The 20,607-nt window shown below is 66.3% G+C and carries 17 protein-coding genes; 10 read left to right on the forward strand and 7 right to left on the reverse strand.

Annotated features, from left to right (window positions below; genetic code table 11):
* Window positions 1–89: 89 nt before the first annotated feature.
* A complete protein-coding gene (recJ, locus tag R2601_RS02420; RefSeq protein WP_007792993.1) occupies window positions 90–1,835 on the reverse strand; it encodes a single-stranded-DNA-specific exonuclease RecJ in 1,746 nt (581 codons plus the stop codon).
* 126 nt (window positions 1,836–1,961) lie between these two features.
* Window positions 1,962–2,927, reverse strand: coding sequence for a class II fructose-bisphosphatase (gene glpX / locus R2601_RS02425; protein ID WP_007792994.1), 966 nt, complete (start codon window positions 2,925–2,927; stop codon window positions 1,962–1,964).
* A 178-nt stretch (window positions 2,928–3,105) separates the two neighbouring features.
* On the opposite strand from glpX, the gene R2601_RS02430 reads away from it, so the two are divergent.
* Window positions 3,106–3,753, forward strand: coding sequence for an RluA family pseudouridine synthase (locus tag R2601_RS02430; RefSeq protein ID WP_007792997.1), 648 nt, complete (start codon window positions 3,106–3,108; stop codon window positions 3,751–3,753).
* 353 nt (window positions 3,754–4,106) lie between these two features.
* Here R2601_RS02430 and R2601_RS02435 read toward each other — a convergent pair whose 3' ends face one another.
* Window positions 4,107–5,546 (reverse strand): aldehyde dehydrogenase family protein, encoded by a 1,440-nt coding sequence (locus tag R2601_RS02435; RefSeq protein ID WP_007793000.1) that lies wholly within the window; start codon window positions 5,544–5,546, stop codon window positions 4,107–4,109.
* Between the two features lie 161 nt (window positions 5,547–5,707).
* Between R2601_RS02435 and R2601_RS02440 the strand changes: the two genes are divergently transcribed.
* Together R2601_RS02440 and R2601_RS02445 are read left to right on the forward strand one after the other, a co-directional pair.
* Complete coding sequence (locus tag R2601_RS02440; RefSeq protein WP_007793003.1) at window positions 5,708–6,361, forward strand: peroxiredoxin; 654 nt, start codon at window positions 5,708–5,710, stop codon at window positions 6,359–6,361.
* 224 nt (window positions 6,362–6,585) lie between these two features.
* Window positions 6,586–7,548 (forward strand): alpha/beta hydrolase-fold protein, encoded by a 963-nt coding sequence (locus R2601_RS02445; protein ID WP_007793008.1) that lies wholly within the window; start codon window positions 6,586–6,588, stop codon window positions 7,546–7,548.
* 95 nt (window positions 7,549–7,643) lie between these two features.
* Here R2601_RS02445 and glyA read toward each other — a convergent pair whose 3' ends face one another.
* Entirely contained in the window at window positions 7,644–8,939 is a 1,296-nt protein-coding gene (gene glyA / locus R2601_RS02450) for a serine hydroxymethyltransferase (RefSeq protein WP_007793010.1), read from the reverse strand.
* Window positions 8,940–9,107: 168 nt separating this feature from the next.
* Between glyA and R2601_RS02455 the strand changes: the two genes are divergently transcribed.
* The 3 genes from R2601_RS02455 to gloA2 all read left to right on the forward strand — a co-directional run bounded on the left by R2601_RS02455 (window position 9,108) and on the right by gloA2 (window position 10,660).
* A complete protein-coding gene (locus R2601_RS02455) occupies window positions 9,108–9,869 on the forward strand; it encodes an NAD kinase (protein ID WP_007793013.1) in 762 nt (253 codons plus the stop codon).
* A gap of 87 nt (window positions 9,870–9,956) precedes the next feature.
* Window positions 9,957–10,160, forward strand: a complete 204-nt coding sequence (locus R2601_RS02460; protein ID WP_007793017.1) for a CsbD family protein — start codon at window positions 9,957–9,959, stop codon at window positions 10,158–10,160.
* Window positions 10,161–10,276: 116 nt separating this feature from the next.
* Complete coding sequence (gene gloA2 / locus R2601_RS02465; protein ID WP_007793020.1) at window positions 10,277–10,660, forward strand: SMU1112c/YaeR family gloxylase I-like metalloprotein; 384 nt, start codon at window positions 10,277–10,279, stop codon at window positions 10,658–10,660.
* A gap of 63 nt (window positions 10,661–10,723) precedes the next feature.
* On the opposite strand, the gene R2601_RS02470 is transcribed toward gloA2, so the two are convergent.
* The gene (locus tag R2601_RS02470) at window positions 10,724–12,625 is read right to left on the reverse strand and encodes a propionyl-CoA synthetase (protein WP_007793023.1); all 1,902 of its coding nucleotides are present in this window, start codon (window positions 12,623–12,625) and stop codon (window positions 10,724–10,726) included.
* 716 nt (window positions 12,626–13,341) lie between these two features.
* Between R2601_RS02470 and R2601_RS27215 the strand changes: the two genes are divergently transcribed.
* Entirely contained in the window at window positions 13,342–14,625 is a 1,284-nt protein-coding gene (locus R2601_RS27215) for a Hint domain-containing protein (RefSeq protein WP_007793026.1), read from the forward strand.
* Between the two features lie 39 nt (window positions 14,626–14,664).
* On the opposite strand, the gene R2601_RS02480 is transcribed toward R2601_RS27215, so the two are convergent.
* Window positions 14,665–16,944, reverse strand: coding sequence for an NADP-dependent malic enzyme (locus tag R2601_RS02480; RefSeq protein ID WP_007793029.1), 2,280 nt, complete (start codon window positions 16,942–16,944; stop codon window positions 14,665–14,667).
* A 247-nt stretch (window positions 16,945–17,191) separates the two neighbouring features.
* Window positions 17,192–17,386: a DUF3072 domain-containing protein gene (locus tag R2601_RS02485; protein WP_007793032.1), complete on the reverse strand. Its 195-nt coding sequence runs from the start codon at window positions 17,384–17,386 to the stop codon at window positions 17,192–17,194.
* Between the two features lie 175 nt (window positions 17,387–17,561).
* Here R2601_RS02485 and R2601_RS02490 point away from each other — a divergent pair, with 175 nt between their 5' ends.
* The 3 genes from R2601_RS02490 (at window position 17,562) to R2601_RS02500 (ending at window position 20,467) form a co-directional block, all read left to right on the forward strand.
* The gene (locus R2601_RS02490) at window positions 17,562–18,482 is read left to right on the forward strand and encodes a manganese-dependent inorganic pyrophosphatase (RefSeq protein ID WP_007793035.1); all 921 of its coding nucleotides are present in this window, start codon (window positions 17,562–17,564) and stop codon (window positions 18,480–18,482) included.
* Window positions 18,483–18,643: 161 nt separating this feature from the next.
* Entirely contained in the window at window positions 18,644–19,516 is an 873-nt protein-coding gene (locus R2601_RS02495) for an aldose 1-epimerase family protein (protein WP_007793038.1), read from the forward strand.
* 78 nt (window positions 19,517–19,594) lie between these two features.
* Entirely contained in the window at window positions 19,595–20,467 is an 873-nt protein-coding gene (locus tag R2601_RS02500; RefSeq protein WP_007793040.1) for a TIGR01459 family HAD-type hydrolase, read from the forward strand.
* The last annotated feature ends 140 nt before the right edge of the window (window positions 20,468–20,607 follow it).

Raw genomic sequence — 20,607 nt, forward strand, 5'->3', positions numbered from 1 at the left:
AGCCCAATTTTCATATTTTTCTCTCATGCCTTCCGCCCCACCACGAGCGGAATATATGACTATTTTTCAAGCTCTTAGGCCGAATTTCCTCAACCCTCCGCCGGCGCCGCATCCTCCAGTCGCATCTGCACCGAGCGCCGCCCGTTCCACTCGTTGATCTCGAGCCGACCGGCGACGTGGAATCGCCGCCCCCGGTGGTCGCAGAGCGCCTGCCCCAGCGGGCCGTCGAAGGCGCCGAAGCAGATCGCGTCGATCTTTGCCCCGAGCCCATCACCGAACGAAACCTTGAGATGCCCCGAGCCCACCTGCTTGGCAAAGCCCACCTGCACGTCGGGCATGGCAAAGCGCGGCGCCGGCGCGCCGGCTCCGAACGGGCCGGCCTGCTCCATCTGCTCGCAGAGCTCGATATTGGCCGCGCCCGGCATCAGCAGTCCGTCGAGCTTCAGGTCGGCTGCCCCGCCCTGCCCCGCGCCCTGCTTCGCCAGAAGCTCGGAGAGCCGCTCCATCGCGGCCTCGAGCCCGTCCCGCGCCACCGTCAGGCCCGCGGCCATCTTGTGCCCTCCGCCCTTCAGCAGCAGACCGTCCGCCGCCAGACGCTGAATGCTGGCGCCCAGATCGACGCCCGAGACCGAGCGGCCCGAGCCCTTGCCCTCGTCGCCGTCGAGGCCGATCACCACCGCCGGACGGTTGGTTAGCTCCTTCAAGCGCGAGGCGACGATGCCGACGACGCCCGGGTGCCAGCCCTCGCCCGCCGCCCAGACCAGCGGCGCGTCGAGCCCGCGCGCCTCGGCCTGCGCCAGCGCCGCGGCGCGCACTGCCTCCTCGACCTCGCGGCGCTCGGTGTTGAGCTGGTCGAGCCGCGCCGCCAGCGCCTCGCTCTCGTGCCGGTCGCGGCTGGCCAGCAGCCGGGCGCCAATGTCGGCCTGCCCGATGCGACCGCCGGCATTGACCCGCGGCCCCAGCACGTAGCCCAGATGATACGAAGACGGCGCCGTGTCGAGCCGCGCCACGTCCGACAGCGCGACAAGCCCCGGCCGCGCGCGCCGCGCCATCACCGCAAGGCCCTGCCGCACCAGCGCCCGGTTGACGCCCTTGAGCGGCGCGACATCCGCCACCGTGGCCAGCGCCACGAGATCCAGCATCGCCATCAGGTCGGGCCCGCGCTGGCCTGCCTCGCGCATCTGCCGGCCGCACTCCACCAGCATCAGGAAGACCACGGCGGCCGCGCAAAGATGCGCCAGCGCGCCGTCCTCGTCCTGCCGGTTGGGGTTCACCACCGCCACGCAATCGGGCAGCGTCTCGCCGCCGAGGTGGTGGTCGAGCACCACCACGTCCGCCCCCTTCGCCGCGGCGATCGGCCCGTGCGAGAGCGTGCCGCAATCGACGCAGATGATCAGGTCATGCCCCGAGGCCAGCTTTTCCATCGCCGGCTCGTTCGGGCCGTAGCCCTCGTCGATGCGGTCGGGAATATAAAGCGTCGCGCCGAGCCCAAGCTGATGCAGCCAGTCGAGCAGCAGCGCCGCCGAGGTCCCGCCATCTACGTCGTAATCGGCGAACACCGCGATGCGCTCGCGCCGCTTCACAGCCGCCAGAACCCGCGTGGCAGCGGTCTCCATGTCACGAAGCGAGCGCGGATCCGGCAGCAGGTCACGCAGCGTCGGCGCGAGATAGCCGGCCACCTCCGGCGCCTCGACCCCGAGGCGCGCCAGCACCTGGCACAGCCCGCGCGGCAGGTTGCTCTGCTGCGCCAGCGCCTCTGCCTGCCGTTCCTGCTCGACCCCCGGCCCGACCCAGCGGCGCCCGGTCAGCGATGCCTCGACCCCGAGATAGCTCATGCCCAATCGTTCCCCTCTGCCTGTCTCACGCCTGCCATAAAGCGAAAAAGCAGGGAACGGAACGCCGCCCCCTGCTTCTTCACGTTGGCAAATACTCACGTCACGGCATCAAAGCCGGGCGTGGCGTCATTCGAACGGGTTGCGATAGATCACCCGGCGGACCGAGCCGGTCTTCGAGCGCATCAGGATGGTCTCGGTGGTGATCCAGCCCGGCTCGCGCTTGATGCCCGACAGGATCGAGCCGTTGGTGACGCCGGTGGCGGCGAAGATCACGTCGGCGGTGACCATCTCGTCGCGCTTGTAGATCTTGTCGAGATCGGTGATCCCGGCCTTGGCGGCGCGACCGCGCTCGTCGTCGTTGCGGAACATCAGCTTGCCGTACATCTGGCCGCCCATGCACTTGAGCGCCGCCGCCGCCAGAACGCCTTCCGGCGCGCCACCCGAGCCCATGTACATGTCGATGCCGGTCAGGTGCGCCTCGGCGCAGTGCATGACCCCGGCCACGTCGCCGTCGGTGATCAGGCGGATCGCCGCACCGGTGGCGCGGATCTCGGCGATCATCTCCTCGTGGCGCGGGCGCTCGAGCACGCAGCAGGTGATGTCGGTGGTCTTGCAGCCCTTGGCCGCGGCCAGCGCCTCGACGCGCTGGGTCGGGGTCATGTCGAGGGTGACGACATCCTCGTCAAAGCCCGGGCCGATGGCCAGCTTGTCCATGTAGACGTCGGGGGCGTGCAGCATCGAGCCGCGCGGCCCCATGGCGATCACGGTGAGCGCGTTCGGCATATCCTTGGCGGTCAGGGTGGTGCCTTCGAGCGGGTCGAGCGCGATGTCCACGCCCGGGCCCTCGCCGGTGCCGACCTCTTCGCCGATGTAGAGCATCGGCGCCTCGTCGCGCTCGCCCTCGCCGATCACCACGACGCCCTTGATGTCGAGCTTGTTGAGCTGGTCGCGCATCGCGTTCACGGCCGCCTGGTCGGCGGCCTTCTCGTCGCCATGGCCGATCAGCTTGGCTGACGCGATCGCGGCCTGTTCGGCCACGCGGGCCAGGCCCAGAGACAACATGCGGTCATTGAAATCCGTGGGGATCGACATGGAGAGGTCCTTTGAAATGACTGTCGCAAGGGGTGTAGCGCGCAGGCGAGACGAGTGGCAAGCCCGCAGGCGCTAACAGGGCCGGCGGCGCACCGCTCGGGTCAGTGTCGGGTCTTCACGGCAACGGATGGCGCCTCGAGCCTTGCGATGACGGCGCGGCTGCGCCACATGGGGCGGCATGAGCGATGTCTATTCCCCGCCCGAGGGCGAGATCCCAATCCTGCATGAGGACAGCGACCTTCTGGTCGTCGACAAGCCCGCGGGCCTGCTCTCGGTGCCCGGCAAGGGGCCGGAGCTGGCCGATTGCCTGATCGCGCGGCTCGAGCGCGCCTTCCCGACGGTACGGCTGGTGCACCGGCTCGACCGCGACACCTCGGGTGTCATGGTTTTCGCGCTCACCGCCCACGCGCAGCGCCACCTCGGCCAGCAGTTCGAGACCCGCAAGACCCGCAAGACATATATCGCCCGCGTCGCCGGCAGGCTCGAACCGAAGACCGGCAGTGTGGATCTGCCGCTGATCGTCGACTGGCCGAACCGGCCGCTGCAGAAAGTCTGCCACGAGACCGGCAAGCCCGCGCTGACCGAGTACAAGGTGACCAAGGCCAGCGACGCCGAAAGCCGCGTCCGGCTGCACCCGCTCACCGGGCGCAGCCACCAGCTGCGGGTGCACATGCTGGCGCTCGGACATCCGATCATTGGCGACCCGCTCTACGCCCCCGAGACCGCAGCGGAGTATCCGCGCATGATGCTGCACGCCGAGGAACTGCGGCTGCACCACCCCGAAAGCGGCATCGGGGTGAAGTTCCGCGCCAAGGCCCCGTTCTGAGACGGCGCGCCCGGCGGTGCGGTTCGGGCTGTGAGTATTTATTGACGTAGAGAAGATCAGGGCAGTCCCGGAGGGGTGCCCTCGTCTGAGAGGTGCGACCCGACGGGGAGGTCGGGCCGTGAGTATTTGTCAACGTAGAGAAGATAGGGGCTGCGCGGGGAGTCCGGAGGGGCGGACTGCGTGGCGGCGTGAGTGGCTTGGTCCGAAGAGATGATCAGGGCAGGCCCGGAGGGGGTGCCTTTTTCTGGGAGGCGAGGCCCGGCGGTGAAGCCGGGCCGTGAGTATTTTGGAACGTAGAGAAGATCAGGGCGCGGTGCGGGGCGGCGGCGGTGTGCTGCCGCCCCGAGCGAGGCTTATTCCGCGGCCCAGCCGCTGACCGCCTTGATCTCGAGGAAGTCGTGGATGCCGAGGAGGCCACCCTCGCGACCATTGCCCGACTGCTTCATGCCGCCGAAGGGCGCGCCGGGGGCACGGCTCTTGCCGTTCATCTCGACCATGCCCGACCGGAGCTGCCGCGCCAGACGGTGGCGGCGGTCGACATCCTGGCTCTGAACATAGTTCGTCAGGCCATAGGGCGTGTCATTGGCGACCTCGACCGCCTCGGCCTCGGTCTCGAACTTCATGATCGAGAGCACCGGGCCGAAGATCTCTTCGTTGGCGATGGTCATGTCCGGTGTCACGTCGGCGAACACCGTGGGGCGCACATAGAAGCCCTTGTTGAAGCCCTCGGGACGGCCCGGGCCGCCGGCGACGAGCCGCGCGCCTTCCTTGACCCCGGTCTCGATCAGGCCCTGGATCTTCTCGTACTGGGTGGCGTTCACCACCGGACCGATATGCTTGCCATCCTCGGAGGGCGCGCCAACCTTGACGGTCTGCGCGACGGCGGCCGCCTCTTCGACCACGCGGTCGTAGATCGGCGCCTCGACCATCATCCGCGAAGGCGCGTTGCAGCTCTGGCCCGAGTTCTGCATCATGTGCATCACGCCGCGCTTCACCGCGGTGTCGTCGGCATCGGCGAAGATCAGGTTGGCGCCCTTGCCCCCCAATTCCAGATGCACGCGCTTGAGCGTCTCGGCGGCGGTCCTGGAGATCGCACGCCCCGCACGCGTCGAACCGGTGAAGCTCACCATGTCGACATCCGGATGCCCCGAGAGCTGCGTGCCGACGCCCGCGCCGTCACCGTTGACGAGGTTGAACACGCCCTTCGGGAAACCGGCCTCGTCCATGAACTCGGCGAAGAGCAGCGCCGAGAGCGGGCTCTCCTCGGAGGGTTTCAGCACCATGGTGCAGCCGGCAATCGCCGCCGCGCCGACCTTCAGCGTGATCTGGTTCATCGGCCAGTTCCACGGCGTGATCAGCGCGCAGACGCCGATTGCCTCGTGGATCATGTGGGTATCGGCATGCGCCTCCGAGAACGGCGCCTCGAAGTCGAATTCCTTGGCGGCGTTGACGAAGTTCTGCAGGTGAAACAGCCCGGCGCCGACCTGGTTGGCGCGCGCCAGCGCGATCGGGGCGCCCATCTCGAGGCTCATGGCCTGCGCCAGCTCCTCGGCGCGGGACTTGTAGACTGCCAGCAGCTTCTCGACGAGCGCGATACGCTCGGCGGCGGGTGTCGCCATCCAGCCGGGCAGCGCGCGCTTGGCAGCGGCCACGGCAGCGTCGGTATCGGCCTGACCGCCGAGCGCGATGATCGCGCAGGGCTCTTCGGTCGCCGGATCGATCACCTCGTGGTCGCGCCCGTCAAGCGCCTCGGTCCACGCGCCGTCGATGTAGAACTGACGCTTCTCGATCATGGGAGTCTTCCTTCGTTGAGATTTGATCAAATTTCCCCGTAGCGGCACTCTGTCACGCGGCCCGGCCCGCCGCAAGCGGGGGTCTTTACATCAAGCATCGAGGTAGTACGTAGAATGGAGACAGACCGTCCGAACCGGACGTCATGCGAAAGGAGAGTCCCATGGCACTGCGCATCAACGACGAGATTCCCAACCTCCACGTCGTCACCGACCTTGGCGAGTACGACCTGCACGACTGGATCGGCGACAGCTGGGCGATCCTGTTCTCGCACCCGAAGGACTTCACGCCGGTCTGCACCACCGAGTTCGGTGCCGTGGCGCAGCTGGCCGACGAATGGGCCAAGCGCGGCACCAAGGTGATGGGCATCTCGGTCGACGGCGTCGAGGAGCACAAGAAATGGAAGGGCGACATCGAGTCCACCTCCGGCGCCTCGGCGGGTTTCCCGATCGTGGCCGACGATGACCTGAAGCTGGCCAAGGCGCTCGACATGCTGCCCGCCGATGCCTACCTGCCCGACGGCCGCACCCCCGCCGACAGCGCCACCGTGCGCTCGGTCTTCATCATTGCGCCCAACAAGAAGGTGCAGCTGATGATGACCTACCCGATGTCGGTGGGCCGCAACTTCGCCGAGGTGCTGCGCGCCCTCGACGGCCTGCAGCGCACCTACGAGCAGCCGCTCGCCGTGCCCGCCAACTGGGAGACAGGCCAGGACGTGATCGTTGCGCTGTCGCTCGATGACGCGGCGGCGGCCGACAAATACGGCGAGCTGGACATCAAGCTGCCCTACCTGCGCTACGCCAAGAACCCGGCCTGAGCCACACGAATACGCTACCGCGGCACATGCGTCGCGGTAGCACCCTGCAGCGCGCATCGCGGGATCTGACATTCCGGCAACACCTTGCGCGCTGCGTTACGGCCCCCTCGGGCCTTTTCCCGATCTGCGATGATAGCCTTCCGTCACCCCGCCCGGCGCGCCACCTCGATCGTCAGAAGGCGGGCGGTTCAGGCAGTCAGCAAGGTCAGGAAGGCACGGTCGGGATGCCTCTTCCCCGCAAGTTCCGCAGGGCGGCAATCGAGGCCACGGCGACATCCGGCGGCTTCTTTCGCGACTTCGACCGTCATTCCGCGGTGCATTTCCAACGCGGCAGCACCCTGGTCGTCACCTTCGACAACATGAAGAGCCGCGACATGCCGGTGCCGCGCTACCCGTGGGCATATCAGTTCGTCGCGAAACAGGGCCATTCGCATCTCGGCATCATGATGAAGCGGCGCAACGACTGGTTCCGCCACCGTCAGCTCTGCGATTTCTTCGACGAGCTGCGCGACAGCGGCTTCTTTGACCGCTTCGACAACGTGGTGTTCTACGGCAGCTCGATGGGCGGCTACGGCGCGCTCACCTATGCCAGCGCCTGCCCGCGCGCCCGGGCCATCGCGTTTTCGCCGCAGACCACGCTGTCGCCGGCGCTGGTGCCGTGGGAGCGCCGCTACGAAAATGCGAGGCTACGGGGCGACTGGGACGAGCCGCGCTACGCCGACGCCGCCGTGACCTCGCACCACCTGTGCGAGGCGCTGGTGTTCTACGACCCGTGCATGCCAGAGGACCGCCGCCATGCGGACCGGCTCACGGCGCGGGGCGTCGTCCACCTCCGCTGCCCGTTCGTCGGCCACAAGATCCCGCGCTATCTTGCATTCTGGGGGTTGCTCGGGACGGTGGTGCGAGAGGCGATCGACGGCACGCTGACCGACGCAGAGTTCTTCCGCATGATCCGGGTACGTCGGAACCACAAGAGCTATGTCCGGAGCGTGCTGGCCCGCGCGGTGGCGGCAGGCCACGTCCCGCTGGCGCGGCATGCGCTCGAGGGCTTTGCCTCGCGGAGACCCGATCTCCCCGCCGAGCGGCTGGCGCGACAGGTCGGCTTGGGGGCGGAGCTGCCGCGCTCGGGCGGGCGCGACACCACGACCTTGGATCACCGCCAGCGGGGTCGCGACCGGCGGGACTGACCGCCGCGGTACCATCAAAGGAAAACGCCCCCGAGGAGATCCGCGAGGGCGCTTTCGATGTCATCCCGGCCGACAGAGCGACCGGACATTCAGTCTCAGAGCGTCGGGTAGATCGGGAAGCTCTTGAGGAACTCGGTCACTTCACCGCGCACCTTGGCCTCGACCTCGGCATTGCCCTCTTCGCCATTGGCGGCGAGACCGTCGACCACCTCGATGATCCAGTCGGCGATCTGGCGGAACTCGTCCTCGCCGAAGCCGCGGGTGGTGCCTGCCGGCGACCCAAGACGGATGCCCGAGGTCACGGTAGGCTTTTCCGGATCGAACGGCACGCCGTTCTTGTTGCAGGTGATGTGCGCCCGGCCCAGAGCCTTCTCGGTGGCGTTGCCCTTCACGCCCTTAGGGCGCAGGTCGACCAGCACCACGTGGGTGTCGGTGCCGTGGGTCACGGTGTCGAGACCGCCCTTGATCAGCTGGTCCGACAGCGCCTGCGCGTTGGCGATGACCTGCTTGGCATAGGTCTTGAACTCGGGCTTCAGCGCTTCGCCAAAGGCCACGGCCTTGCCGGCGATGACATGCATCAGCGGACCGCCCTGGATGCCCGGGAAGATCGCCGAGTTGACCTTCTTGGCGATGGCCTCGTCATTGGTGAGGATCATGCCGCCACGGGGACCGCGCAGGGTCTTGTGGGTGGTGGTGGTCACCACGTGCGCGTGCGGGAACGGCGAGGGATGCTCGCCCGCCGCCACGAGGCCGGCGAAGTGCGCCATGTCGACATGCAGGTAGGCGCCCACGCTGTCGGCGATCTCGCGCATCTTGGCGAAGTCGATCTGGCGCGGGATGGCCGAGCCGCCGGCGATGATCAGCTTGGGCTTGTGCTCGTTGGCCAGTTCCTGAACCTGGTCATAGTCGAGCATGTTGTCCTGCTGACGCACGCCGTATTGCACGGCGTTGAACCACTTGCCCGACTGGTTCGGCTTTGCGCCGTGGGTCAGGTGGCCACCGGCGTCGAGCGACATGCCGAGGATGGTGTCGCCGGGCTGGATCAGCGCGGTGAACACGCCCTGGTTGGCCTGGCTGCCGGAGTTCGGCTGCACGTTGGCAAACTCGCAGCCGAAGAGCTCTTTGGCGCGGTGGATGGCGAGGTTTTCGGCCACGTCGACCCAGTCACAGCCACCGTAGTAGCGGCGTCCGGGGTAACCTTCGGCGTATTTGTTGGTCATCACCGAGCCCTGCGCTTCCATAACGGCGCGGGAGACGATGTTCTCGGATGCGATCAGTTCGATCTCGTCGCGCTGACGGCCGAGTTCGCCGGTGATGGAGGCGAAAAGCTCGGGGTCGCGGTCGGAAAGCGACTGGGTGAAGAAGCCGTCATCGCGGTGCGGGGCGTTCATGAGGCAGGTCTCCGGTGTCATGGATTCGTCACGTGGCGCCTACGTAAAGGAAAGCGGCGCGCGCGCAAAGGGATCAAAGCGGCATTGTTCCGGTAGAGGGGCGACGGTACTGGCGGGTTCCGGGAAGTTGTGATTGTTTCGGAACGGCGTGACAGTCCAAGGAAACCCATGTCGCTGAAAATTGCCTTCTGCGCGTCCAACGCGCCCATCGCACAGGCCGCGCTGGCCGGGCTGACACGCCGCTACGGGAACCACGCCGAGGACGGCGCCGACGTGATCGTGGCGCTTGGCGGCGACGGCTTCATGCTGCACACGCTGCACCGCACCGAGGCGCTCGCGGTCCCGGTCTACGGCATGAACCGCGGCACCGTGGGCTTCCTGATGAACGAATATTCCGAGCACGCCTTCGAAGAGCGACTGGCCGCCGCCGAGGAGGCGGTGATCAACCCGCTCTCGATGCGCGCCCACCGCGCCGACGGCAGCGAGCACCGGGCGCTGGCGATCAACGAGGTGTCGCTGCTGCGCGCCGGCCCGCAGGCGGCGCGGCTGGCGATCTACGTCGATGGCAGGCTGCGCATGCCCGAGCTGGTCTGCGATGGCGCCCTGCTGGCAACCCCCGCCGGCTCCACGGCCTACAACTACTCGGCCCACGGCCCCATCCTGCCGATCGGCGCCGACGTTCTGGCGCTCACCGCCGTCGCCGCCTTCCGCCCCCGCCGCTGGCGCGGCGCCCTGCTGCCCAAGACCGCCGACGTGACCTTCGAAGTGCTCGAGCCCGAGAAGCGCCCGGTGATGGCCGAGGCCGACAGCCAGTCGGTGCGCGACGTGTTGCGGGTCGAGATCCGCTCGGAACCCAAGGTCGCGCACCGGGTGCTGTTCGATCCGGGCCACGGGCTCGAGGAGCGCCTGATCCGCGAACAATTTGTCTGATCGCTCGGAACTCCGGCCGCGCTAACGGCGTTTCTTGTCCGAACCCCGCGACGAGGCGGGACCAAGCCGAGACAAAGGAGAAACCCGATGAACTGGGATGTGATCCAAGGCAAATGGAAACAGCTGAAAGGTGAGGCGAAGTCCAAGTGGGGCGAGCTCACCGATGACGATCTCGACCGCGCCGAAGGCGACCGCGACAAGCTCGTGGGTGTTGTCCAAGAGCGCTACGGTCTGGCGAAGGACGAAGCAGAGCGCGAGGTCGACGAGTTCTACCACAAGCACGCCGCCTGATCCCTCTCAGGCGAGGCACGTAAGAAGGCCCCGGGGTTTCCCTCCCCCGGGGTCTTTCTTTTGTCGGGCGCTCTGGTAGCTGTTGCAGGCAGGTCGCGGACGGGAGGCACAGGACCATGCTCACAGGCTTTCACCACGTGGCGGTGATCTGCGGCGACTACGCCCGCAGCAAGGCGTTCTACACCGAGCTGCTTGGGCTCGAGATCATCGCCGAGACCTATCGCGAGGCTCGCGACAGCTGGAAGCTTGACCTTGCCCTGCCCGGTGGCGGCCAGATCGAGCTGTTCAGCTTCCCCAACCCGCCCGACCGTATTAGCCATCCCGAGGCCAAGGGGCTGCGCCACCTCGCCTTCTCGGTCGCGGATGTGGAGAACGCGGCGCATCGGCTCGAGGCACAGGGCGTGGCGGTCGAACCAATCCGCACGGACGAGCTGACCGGCAAGCGCTTCACCTTTTTCGCCGATCCCGACGGGCTGCCCCTGGAGCTCTACGAGAGCTGAGACAAAAAACGCCCGCTGCGGGACAGCGGGCGTCTTGGTCGCCTGGTCAGGCGCAGAGCCAGATCACGCGGGTACCTTTTTGGCGTAACCCATGCCCTCGAGCGCCGTGCGGATTTCGTCGAGAATGACCGGATCGTCGATCGTCGCCGGCATCTTGAACTCTTCGCCATCGGCGATCTTGACCATGGTGGCGCGCAGGATCTTGCCCGAGCGGGTCTTGGGCAGGCGATCCACAACGGTGCAGAGCTTGAAGGCAGCAACCGGGCCGATCTGGTCACGCACCAGCTTGACGCATTCCTTGCAGACCTCTGCCTCGTCGCGATCCACACCGGAGCTGAGGCAGAGGAAGCCCATCGGCATCTGCCCCTTGAGCGCGTCCGAGACGCCGATCACCGCGCATTCGGCCACGTCCGGGTGCGAGGCCAGAACCTCCTCCATGGCGCCGGTCGACAGCCGGTGCCCCGCCACGTTGATGACGTCATCGGTGCGCGACATGATGTAGAGATAGCCATCCTCGTCCTTCATCCCCGCATCGCCGGTCTCGTAATAGCCGGGGAACTGGGTGAGGTAGGATTTCTTGAACCGCGCCTCGGCCTGCCACAGCGTCTGCAGCGTGCCCGGCGGCAGCGGCAGCTTGATGGCGATGGCGCCAAGCTCGCCCGCCGGCATCTCGTGGCCGCCCTCATCGAGGATGCGCACGTCATAGCCCGGCATCGCGACCGACGGAGAGCCCAGCTTGACCGGAAGCTCCTCGATGCCGATCGGGTTGGCGGCGATGCCCCAGCCGGTCTCGGTCTGCCACCAGTGGTCGATGACCGGCACGTTCAGGTGTTTCTGCGCCCATTCAATGGTGCTCGGGTCCGCCCGCTCGCCGGCGAGGAACAGCGCCTGCAGGTCGTGCAGCTTGTAGCGCTTGATCCATTCACCATCGGGATCGGCGCGACGGATGGCGCGCAGCGCGGTCGGTGCAGTGAAGAAGCTCTTAACCCGGTGGTTCTGGATGATGCGCCAGAACACACCGGCGTGCGGCGTCCCGATGGGCTTGCCCTCGAAGACGATGGTCTGCGCGCCGGTGATCAGCGGGCCATAGCAGATGTAGCTGTGCCCCACGACCCAACCCACGTCCGAGGCGGCCCAGAAACGATCGCCCGCCTCGATGTTGTAGATGTTCTTCATCGTCCATTGCAGCGCGACGAGATGCCCCGCGGTTGAACGCACGACACCCTTGGGCTGGCCCGTGGTGCCGGAGGTGTAGAGGATATAGGCCGGATGATTGCCCTCGACCGGCACGCACTCGGCCGGCTTCACGCCATACTGGAAGCCATGCCACGAGAAGTCGCGCCCTTCGATCAGCTTGGCCACCTCCTGCTCGCGCTGGAACACCACGCAGAATTCCGGCTTGTGGGTCGATTGCTCGATCGCCTCGTCGAGCAGCGGCTTGTAATGCACCACACGGCCCGGCTCGAGACCGCAGCTCGACGCGATGATCGCCTTGGGCGTGCAATCGTCGATACGCACCGCCAATTCATGCGCGGCAAAGCCGCCGAACACCACCGAGTGCACCGCGCCGAGACGCGCGCAGGCCAGCATCGCCTCGAGCGCCTCGGGGATCATCGGCATGTAGATGATGACCCGGTCGCCCTTTTCGACGCCGCGCATCTTCAGCGCACCGGCCAGCGAGGCAACGCGGTCGCGCAGCTCGGAATAGGTGATGCCCTTGCTCGAGTGGGTGATCGGGCTTTCATGCATGATGGCGATCTCGTCGCCGCGCCCGGCCTCGACATGGCGGTCCACCGCGTTCCAGCAGGTGTTGACCATGCCGTCCGAGAACCACTCGTACATGTCGCCGCCCTTGTCGAAGAGCGCCTTCGACGGCGGCTTGTCCCAGTCGATCGCCTCAGCGGCCTCCATCCAGAACCCCTCGGGGTCGGATTTCCAGGCCTCGTACACGTCCTTGTAGCCCATGGGGAAAGCTCCTCCTCTCGCCTTTGGGTATTTTGATTAGGCACGCGATATGCATGGAGCAAGTATGTTACCGCCAAGCATGACACAAAACCGCAGGTGATTTGCAAAAAACCGCCCTCGGGAGGGCGGACAATTTGCAAATATGCAAATTTTGAGGACTGCGCTGCGAAGTCAGGGCGCTTTTGCAAACTCCATTCGCAGCAAAACGTTTGCAGGCCAATAAATATCAAACATAAATATTTGTCAGCGCTTATGACCTTTTCAGAATCGCCTAAACCATAAGAACTGCCTCATTTCAGCCTCAATTCACTATTTCCAAGGGCGAAACATACATTCGAAACACTTCATTAACTTCGAAAAAACGCTGAAGATCAAAAAATATCATTTTAAAACAACCTCCTCTCTCAAAATGCGAGTTTCCTTACTCGAATATCAAATTGATAGCACAATTGAGTCGCTCAATAGTGGATGAGAGATCTCCAGAGCGGCAAAACCCGCCATGCATCTCCCGCAGTAACGAGGTCCGGCCCTCCGCGACAAGGGTTGGAAACAGGAGAGTAAAACATGGCGCAGAGCGCTCTTATACAGGCCTCCCTCCCCGGCACACCACTTACGGCGGGGGCTCATCCCGGCCCCCGCCAGCCCAAGGGACACTCGACACCGCAACGGCCGGCACCCGAGCGCCGGACCGACAAGACTAGTGGGGTCTGAGCGCCATGGCCCTGCTCTCTGTCGACCTGCTCACCAATTCGACCTTCACCTATGACGATGGCAACGCCAATGACGGCGACACCGTCCAGATCACGGCGCTTGGCGACAGCCTGCTGATCGTCGATGGCGTAACCCTCACGATCACTTCGATCGCAGGCGTCAACGCCGGGGCCTCTCCGACCTTCCGGGCGATCAACGGCGGCGACCTGACCATCGATAACGGCCTACTCGACGCCTCGCTGCTCAACGGCTTCACATTCGAGGTCTTCGACAACAGCGCCATGACCCTGGACGCCTCGACACTGAGCCTCGGCATCGTCAACGGCCTGCTGAACAGCTACGACGTCGCCTATTCGGGCCCCTTCGGCACCGGCACCTTCACCTACGATCCGCCGACCTTGTCGGTTCTCGGCATCCAGCCGGTGAATTTCAACACCACCGGGATGCAGGCCACCGACCAGTTCATTGTCGATGGCCGCACCATCGAACTTGACGAATCGAGCCCCGGCGATCCGAGCAGCGCCTATGACGGCAGTGTCCTGCACCTGACGGTCGATGGCGGGCTGCTGAGCCAGAGCGTCAATATCGATGTCCCGATGACTGCGGCCGAGGCCTCGGAGTTCTTCACGAACCAGGCCACGCTGCTCAACGGCGATACCTTCACCTTCCCGGGCGTGGCTCTGGCCTGCCTGACCACCGGAACACCCGTTGCCACGCTGGCGGGCGATGTTGCGGTGGAAAACCTCCGCGCAGGGCACCGCGTCCTGACGATGGACAACGGCTACCAGCCGATCCGCTGGATCGGATGCCGCCATCTCGAGGAGGAGGATCTGGAACGCAATCCCGAACTGCGCCCCATCCGGATCCGTGCAAATGCCCTGGGAAAGGGGCGGCCCGAACGCGACATCGTGGTCTCGCCCCAGCACCGTGTGCTTGTCTCCAATGCGGTCGCCGAACGCATGTTCGGCCAGAAGGAGGTTCTGATCGCCGCAAAGCACCTGCTGTCTCTCGACGGCATCAACATCGCCGAGGAAATCACCGCGGTGACCTACTGGCACTTCTTCTTCGATCAGCACCAGATCGTCTTCTCGAACGGGGCCGCGACGGAAAGCCTCTATCTCGGGAGTGAATCGATCAAGGCGCTGCCGGCGGAGGCGCGCCGGGAGATCCTGACCCTGTTCCCCGACATAGACCAGTATCTCTCGGCCCGCCCCCTGGTCTCAGGCCGGCGCGCCCGCAAGCTCTCGGAGCGGATCTCGAAGAACCGCAAGCTGCTGGTAGACCACTGAGCGCGCGCCCCGGCCCCCACCGGGGCGCGCGTTTCAGCCTCAGCCGTAGCTGGCGACCGGCGTGCCGGCGATGGCCGCCATGTTCAGCAGGCCGCGCGAGGTGATCGATGGCGTCACGATATGCGCCCGGTTGCCGAGCCCCATGAGGATCGGCCCCACCTCCAGACCACCCGCCTTGAGACGCAGGATGTTGCGCACGCCGCTGGCCGCATCCGCCTGCGCGAAGATCAGCACGTTGGCCGCGCCCTCGAGCCGGTTTTCCGGCATCAGGCGGTCGCGCAGCTCGGGGTCGAGCGCGCTGTCCACGTGCATCTCGCCCTCGTACATGAAATCACGCGGCTGGCTGTCGAGGATATCGAGCGCGGCGCGGATGCGCGGACCGGAGCCGTCGGACTGGTTGCCGAACTGCGAGCGCGAGCACAGCGCGATCTTGGGCGTCAGGCCGAAGCGGCGCACGTGGCGCGCGGCGCCGATCACCGTCTGGGCAATCTGCTCGGGAGAGGGCTCGGTCCAGACCTGCGTGTCGCCAAGGAAGAGCGGGCCGTCCTCGAGGATCATCATCGACAGCGCGCCCTGAGGCATGTGACCTTCGTTGCCCAGCACCTGGCTGATGTAGTTCAGGTGCCAGCGATACTCGCCGAAGGTGCCGCAGATCATGCTGTCTGCCTCGCCGCGATGCACCATGATGGCGGCGATTGCGGTGGTGTTGGTGCGCAGGATGGCGCGGGCCAGATCCGGCGTCACCCCGCGGCGCGCCATGAGCCGGTGATAGGTCTCCCAGTATTCGCGGTAGCGCGGGTCGTTGTTCGGGTCGACGACGTGGAAGTCGCGGCCCGGACGGATCTCGAGGCCCATGCGCTCACAGCGGGTCTCGAGCACCTCGGGACGCCCGATCAGGATCGGCTGCTCGGTGGTCTCCTCGAGAATGGCCTGCGCGGCGCGCAGCACGCGCTCGTCCTCTCCTTCCGAGAACACGATGGAGCGCGAGGCGGTGCGGGCGGCCTCGAAGACCGGACGCATGAGCAGCGCCGACTTGAACACCGATGCGTTGAGATGATCCTTGTAGGCCTGCAGATCCTCGAGCGGGCGCGTCGCCACGCCCGACTCCATCGCGGCCTTGGCCACAGCCGAGGACACCACGCCCGACAGCCGCGGGTCGAAGGGCTTGGGGATCAGGTAATCGCGTCCGAACGTGAGTTGCTCGCCGTGATAGGCCGCCGCCGCCTCGGCCGAGGTGGTGGCCCGCGCCAGCGCCGCGATACCCTCGACGCAGGCCACGGCCATGTCGTCGTTGATCTCGGTCGCGCCGACGTCGAGTGCGCCGCGGAAGATGAACGGGAAACACAGGACGTTGTTGACCTGGTTCGGGAAGTCGCTGCGCCCGGTGGCGATGATCGCGTCCGGTGCCACCGCGCGCACCGCGTCCGGCATAATCTCGGGCGTCGGGTTGGCGAGGCCGAAGACGATGGGCTGCGTGGTCATGCGCTGCACATGCTCGGGCTTGAGCACGCCGGGACCGGAGAGGCCGAGGAACATGTCGGCGCCGTCGATCACCTCGTCGAGGGTGCGCTTGTCGCTCTTCTGCGCAAACGCCGCCTTCTGCGGGTTCATGTCCTCTTCGCGCCCCTCGTAGACGAGGCCGTGGATGTCGCAGAGCCAGACATTCTCGCGCTTCACCCCGAGCTTGAGCAGCATGTTGAGACAGGCAATGCCCGCCGCGCCGCCGCCGGTGGAGACGATCTTGATATCCTCGAAATTCTTGCCCGCCACGTGCAGCGCGTTGAACGCCGCGGCGCCGACGACGATGGCCGTGCCATGCTGATCGTCATGGAAGACGGGGATGTTCATGCGCTCGCGGCAGATCTTCTCGACGATGAAGCAGTCCGGCGCCTTGATATCTTCGAGGTTGATCGCGCCGAAGGTCGGCTCCATGGCGCAGACGATCTCGGCCAGCTTCTCGGGATCGGGCTGGTTCAGCTCGATGTCGAAGCAGTCGATATTGGCGAATTTCTTGAACAGGACGGCCTTGCCCTCCATCACCGGCTTGGAGGCCAGCGGGCCGATATTGCCGAGCCCCAGCACCGCGGTGCCGTTCGACACCACCGCCACGAGGTTGCCACGGGCGGTGTAGCGCGCGGCGTTGGCCGGGTCGGCCTTGATCTCGAGGCAGGCCTCGGCAACGCCGGGAGAATAGGCGCGGCTCAGGTCGCGACCGTTGGCCAGAGGCTTGGTCGCCCTGATCTCGAGTTTCCCGGGCTTGGGGTTCTCGTGATAGAACAGCGCCGCCTGGCGCAGACTTTCCTGTGTGGTGTCCGACATGACCCGCCTTCCTCCCGAAAAGTAGTTTAACACTGAACAATCAGTCGCCAGCGGGATAGCAGGAGTAGCGCGAGGCGTAAACGAAAATCGCCTCCGGGTCCGCGCGGCCCCGGGCAAAGAGGCGCGCCCACAGGATGGAAAAACAGCCCCTCAGAGCCGGTGGGTCACAGCCCTGAACAGGGATGACGACATCCCAGAGCCGTGGCTGACCTGACCGGTAAAGGCCTATGTAGGGGGAGAATTCCGCTCAGTACACCACGGCTTCGAGCAGCTCGATCCGGTGCTCGGCCTGCTGCACCGTCAGGTCGGTATGCACAGGCTCACCGGCCCGTTCCGAAAGTTCGCGCAGACGCTCTTCCTGGGTGGCGCTCATCGGCTGGCGCGGGTCCGGCGGCACGTCAAGGGCGGCGTCGATCTGGGCGGGGCGGGTCATCGCGTTCATTTGATCATATCCTCTCGTTTGCGTGACCAACGCGACCTCCCGCGCACAGGTTCCACTGGTTGCGCAAACGCTTGCGCCACCTTTGCAGGCGCGGCATTTCCGCAGGTGACAAGACGGCGCTCGCCACCTATAACCCGCGCCAAATTCCGATCCGCACCCAAGGAGCTAATTTTCCATGACCACTCTGGTTTTCGGCCACAAATCCCCCGACACCGACAGCACCGGCAGCCCGATCATCTGGTCGTGGTACCTCAACGAGGTGAAGGGCGAGAGCGCCAAGCCCGTGCTTCTGGGCGAGCCCAACACCGAAGCGGCCTTCATGCTCGAGCACTGGGGCCTCGACAAGCCCGAGATCATCGCGGATGTCGAAGCCGACGCGCCGGTCGTGATCGTCGACACCAACAACCCCGCCGAGCTGCCCGCCTCGATCAACGATGCGGACATTCGCGGCATCATCGACCACCACAAGCTGGTCGGCGGCCTCGAGACCAAGGGTCCGATCGACATCACCGTGCGCCCGCTGGCCTGCACCGCAACCATCATGGTCGACCTGATGGGCGGCGACGTGGCCAAGATGCCCGATGCCATCAAGGGCGCCGCGCTGACCTGCATCCTGTCGGACACTCTGGAATTCCGCTCGCCGACCACCACCGCGCATGACCGCGCCGTGGCCGAGACGCTGGCCGCCGATCTCGACCTCGACATCTCCGAGTTTGCAGCCCAGATGTTCGCCGCAAAGTCCGACGTCTCGGCCTTCTCCGATGCCGAGCTGATCCGCATGGACAGCAAGGAATATGCCGTCGACGGCACCAAGTTCCGCGTCTCCGTGCTCGAGACCACCGCGCCCGAGATCCCGCTCGACCGCAAGGCCAGCCTGATGGAGAGCTTCAAGACCGTCGCCGCCGAGGATGGCGTCGACGAGGTGCTGCTCTTTGTGGTCGACATCATCAAGGAAGAGGCCACGCTGCTGGTTCCCAACGATCTGGTCAAGACCGTGGCCGAGAAGAGCTTCGGCGCCACCGTCGAGGGCGACACCGTGGTGCTGCCGGGCGTGATGAGCCGCAAGAAGCAGATCATCCCGAACCTCAAGGTCTGATCCCTTCCCTTGTGACGCGATCAGAGGGGCGCCCTTGCCGGGGCGCCCCTTTTTCGTGCCCTGTCATCGGCTTGCCATGCAACCCTGCCACAGGCTCTGGTCAATCGGGTCACGCTGAGACAAGCTCGCCCGACAATGAGAGCGCCCCAGACGAGCCCGACATGACCAGCGACACGATCCAGATCGCCAGCGACGCCCTGACCGCCACCATCGCGCCGCTTGGCGCCGAGATGCAGAGCCTGCGGACAAGCGCCGGCGCCGACCTGCTCTGGCATGGCGACCCGACCTGGTGGAGCGGCCGCGCCCCGATCCTCTTCCCCATCGTCGGCAAGGCAGCCGATGACCGCATCGCCGTTGGCGCTCACGAGGCCGAGATGCGCCAGCACGGGTTTGCCCGCCGCAGCACTTTCGCGCTCGAAAGCCGTTCCGACACCGCCTGCCGCCATCTGCTGCAGGACAGCGACGAGACCCGCGCGCTCTACCCTTTCGCCTTCGAGATCGCCGTCACGCACGCGCTCGCGAGCGCCACGCTCTCCGTCAGTGTCGAGATCACCAATCGCGACAGCCGCCCCATGCCCTTCGGCTTCGGCTTCCACCCGGCTTTTGTCTGGCCCCTGCCCGGCGCCGAGAGCCGCCCCCACGAGATCCGGCTCGACAATGGCGCCGAGCCCGCCATAGCCCGGCTGCGCGATGGCCTGCTGCCGCCCGAGCGCCTGCCCTCACCCTTCACCGCCGGACAGCTGACGCTCGACCCCGCGCAGTTCGAGGCTGACGCGATGATCTTCCCCGAAGGCGCGGGCCGCGGCCTCACCTACGGCGTGCTGGGCGGCCCCGAGCTGGCCTTCGCCTTCGACAACCTGCCCAACCTCGCGCTCTGGCAGCCGCCCGGCGCGCCCTTCCTCTGCGTCGAGCCCTGGCACGGCATGGCCGCCGCGCACGGCGCTACGACGCAGATCGCCGACCGCCCCTTCAGCCTGAGCCTGCCGCCGCAGGAGACCGCCCGCTTCGGCTACAGTCTCACCGCCCGGCTCTGACAGGGCATCGGGACTGGCCAAGTCCGCCCCCGCAGCCTACCTAGGGCGCGACCCGAGCACATGCATATAAGGTGACCCATGTCCCAGATCATCGAAGCCCTGTCCGACGTCTCGCAGAACTACGAGGCGCTGTTCGTCGACCTCTGGGGCTGCGTCCATAACGGCGTCACCGCCTATCCCGAGGCCTGCGCCGCGCTGCAGGCCTACCGCAAGGCGGGCGGCATCGTCGTGCTGGTGACCAACTCGCCGCGCACCCGCGTCGAGGTCGCCAAGCAGCTGGTGAAGTTCGGCGTGCCCGACGACGCCTGGGACACCATCGCCACCTCCGGCGACAGCGCCCGCGCCGCGATGTTCCAGGGCACGGTGGGCGAGAAGGTCTATTTCATCGGCATAGAGGAGGAGAAGACCTTCTTCGAGCCGCTGCACCTGATCAAGGAGCCGATCAAGGTCACCTGCGTGCCGCTCGAAGAGGCCGAGGGCATCGTCTGCACCGGGCCGTTCGACTCCAGCGCCGATCCTGCCGAGATGCGGCCGCAGTTTCTCTACGCCAAGCAGAAGGGGCTCAAGCTGCTCTGCGCCAACCCCGACATCGTCGTGGATCGCGGCCACCGCCGCGAGTGGTGCGCCGGCGCACTGGCGGCGCTCTACACCGAGATGGGCGGCGAGAGCCTCTATTTCGGCAAGCCCCACCCGCCGATCTACGATCTCGCCCGCCGCCGCCTGCACGAGATCGCCCCCGAGATCGGCGACAGCGCCATCCTCGCCATCGGCGACGGCGTGCGCACCGACATCCAGGGCGCGCTGGGCGAGGACATCGATTCGCTGTTCATCACCGGCGGGCTCGCCGCCGAGGAAACCCGCACCGAAGCCCAACCCCACGCCGAGGCGCTTCTCGACTTCCTCGCCAGGGAAGGCATGACCCCGACCTACTCGATCGGCTTCCTGCGCTGAGGCGCCCTCTCTTTCTGGCCCGAGACACAAGGGCGCGCCGCGATCGGACGGCGCGCCCTTTTTGCCGTGTGCAACGTCGCGCCGCACGGTTCTTTGGTCGAAACCGGGCGAAACGCGCTTGATTTTCTGCGCCCGCGAAG

The organism is Salipiger bermudensis HTCC2601 (genome assembly GCF_000153725.1).
GTDB lineage: Bacteria > Pseudomonadota > Alphaproteobacteria > Rhodobacterales > Rhodobacteraceae > Salipiger > Salipiger bermudensis.

What these genes read in the sequence shown, in the direction of transcription:
- R2601_RS02470 (WP_007793023.1), bottom strand. Translation starts at nt 12,625, where the DNA reads ATGGGCTACAAGGACGTGTACGAGGCCTGGAAATCCGACCCCGAGGGG.
- R2601_RS02455 (WP_007793013.1), top strand. Translation starts at nt 9,108, where the DNA reads ATGTCGCTGAAAATTGCCTTCTGCGCGTCCAACGCGCCCATCGCACAG.
- R2601_RS02445 (WP_007793008.1), top strand. Translation starts at nt 6,586, where the DNA reads ATGCCTCTTCCCCGCAAGTTCCGCAGGGCGGCAATCGAGGCCACGGCG.
- R2601_RS27215 (WP_007793026.1), top strand. Translation starts at nt 13,342, where the DNA reads ATGGCCCTGCTCTCTGTCGACCTGCTCACCAATTCGACCTTCACCTAT.
- glyA (WP_007793010.1), bottom strand. Translation starts at nt 8,939, where the DNA reads ATGAACGCCCCGCACCGCGATGACGGCTTCTTCACCCAGTCGCTTTCC.
- R2601_RS02480 (WP_007793029.1), bottom strand. Translation starts at nt 16,944, where the DNA reads ATGTCGGACACCACACAGGAAAGTCTGCGCCAGGCGGCGCTGTTCTAT.
- glpX (WP_007792994.1), bottom strand. Translation starts at nt 2,927, where the DNA reads ATGTCGATCCCCACGGATTTCAATGACCGCATGTTGTCTCTGGGCCTG.
- recJ (WP_007792993.1), bottom strand. Translation starts at nt 1,835, where the DNA reads ATGAGCTATCTCGGGGTCGAGGCATCGCTGACCGGGCGCCGCTGGGTC.
- gloA2 (WP_007793020.1), top strand. Translation starts at nt 10,277, where the DNA reads ATGCTCACAGGCTTTCACCACGTGGCGGTGATCTGCGGCGACTACGCC.
- R2601_RS02490 (WP_007793035.1), top strand. Translation starts at nt 17,562, where the DNA reads ATGACCACTCTGGTTTTCGGCCACAAATCCCCCGACACCGACAGCACC.
- R2601_RS02500 (WP_007793040.1), top strand. Translation starts at nt 19,595, where the DNA reads ATGTCCCAGATCATCGAAGCCCTGTCCGACGTCTCGCAGAACTACGAG.
- R2601_RS02460 (WP_007793017.1), top strand. Translation starts at nt 9,957, where the DNA reads ATGAACTGGGATGTGATCCAAGGCAAATGGAAACAGCTGAAAGGTGAG.
- R2601_RS02430 (WP_007792997.1), top strand. Translation starts at nt 3,106, where the DNA reads ATGAGCGATGTCTATTCCCCGCCCGAGGGCGAGATCCCAATCCTGCAT.
- R2601_RS02440 (WP_007793003.1), top strand. Translation starts at nt 5,708, where the DNA reads ATGGCACTGCGCATCAACGACGAGATTCCCAACCTCCACGTCGTCACC.
- R2601_RS02435 (WP_007793000.1), bottom strand. Translation starts at nt 5,546, where the DNA reads ATGATCGAGAAGCGTCAGTTCTACATCGACGGCGCGTGGACCGAGGCG.
- R2601_RS02495 (WP_007793038.1), top strand. Translation starts at nt 18,644, where the DNA reads ATGACCAGCGACACGATCCAGATCGCCAGCGACGCCCTGACCGCCACC.
- R2601_RS02485 (WP_007793032.1), bottom strand. Translation starts at nt 17,386, where the DNA reads ATGAACGCGATGACCCGCCCCGCCCAGATCGACGCCGCCCTTGACGTG.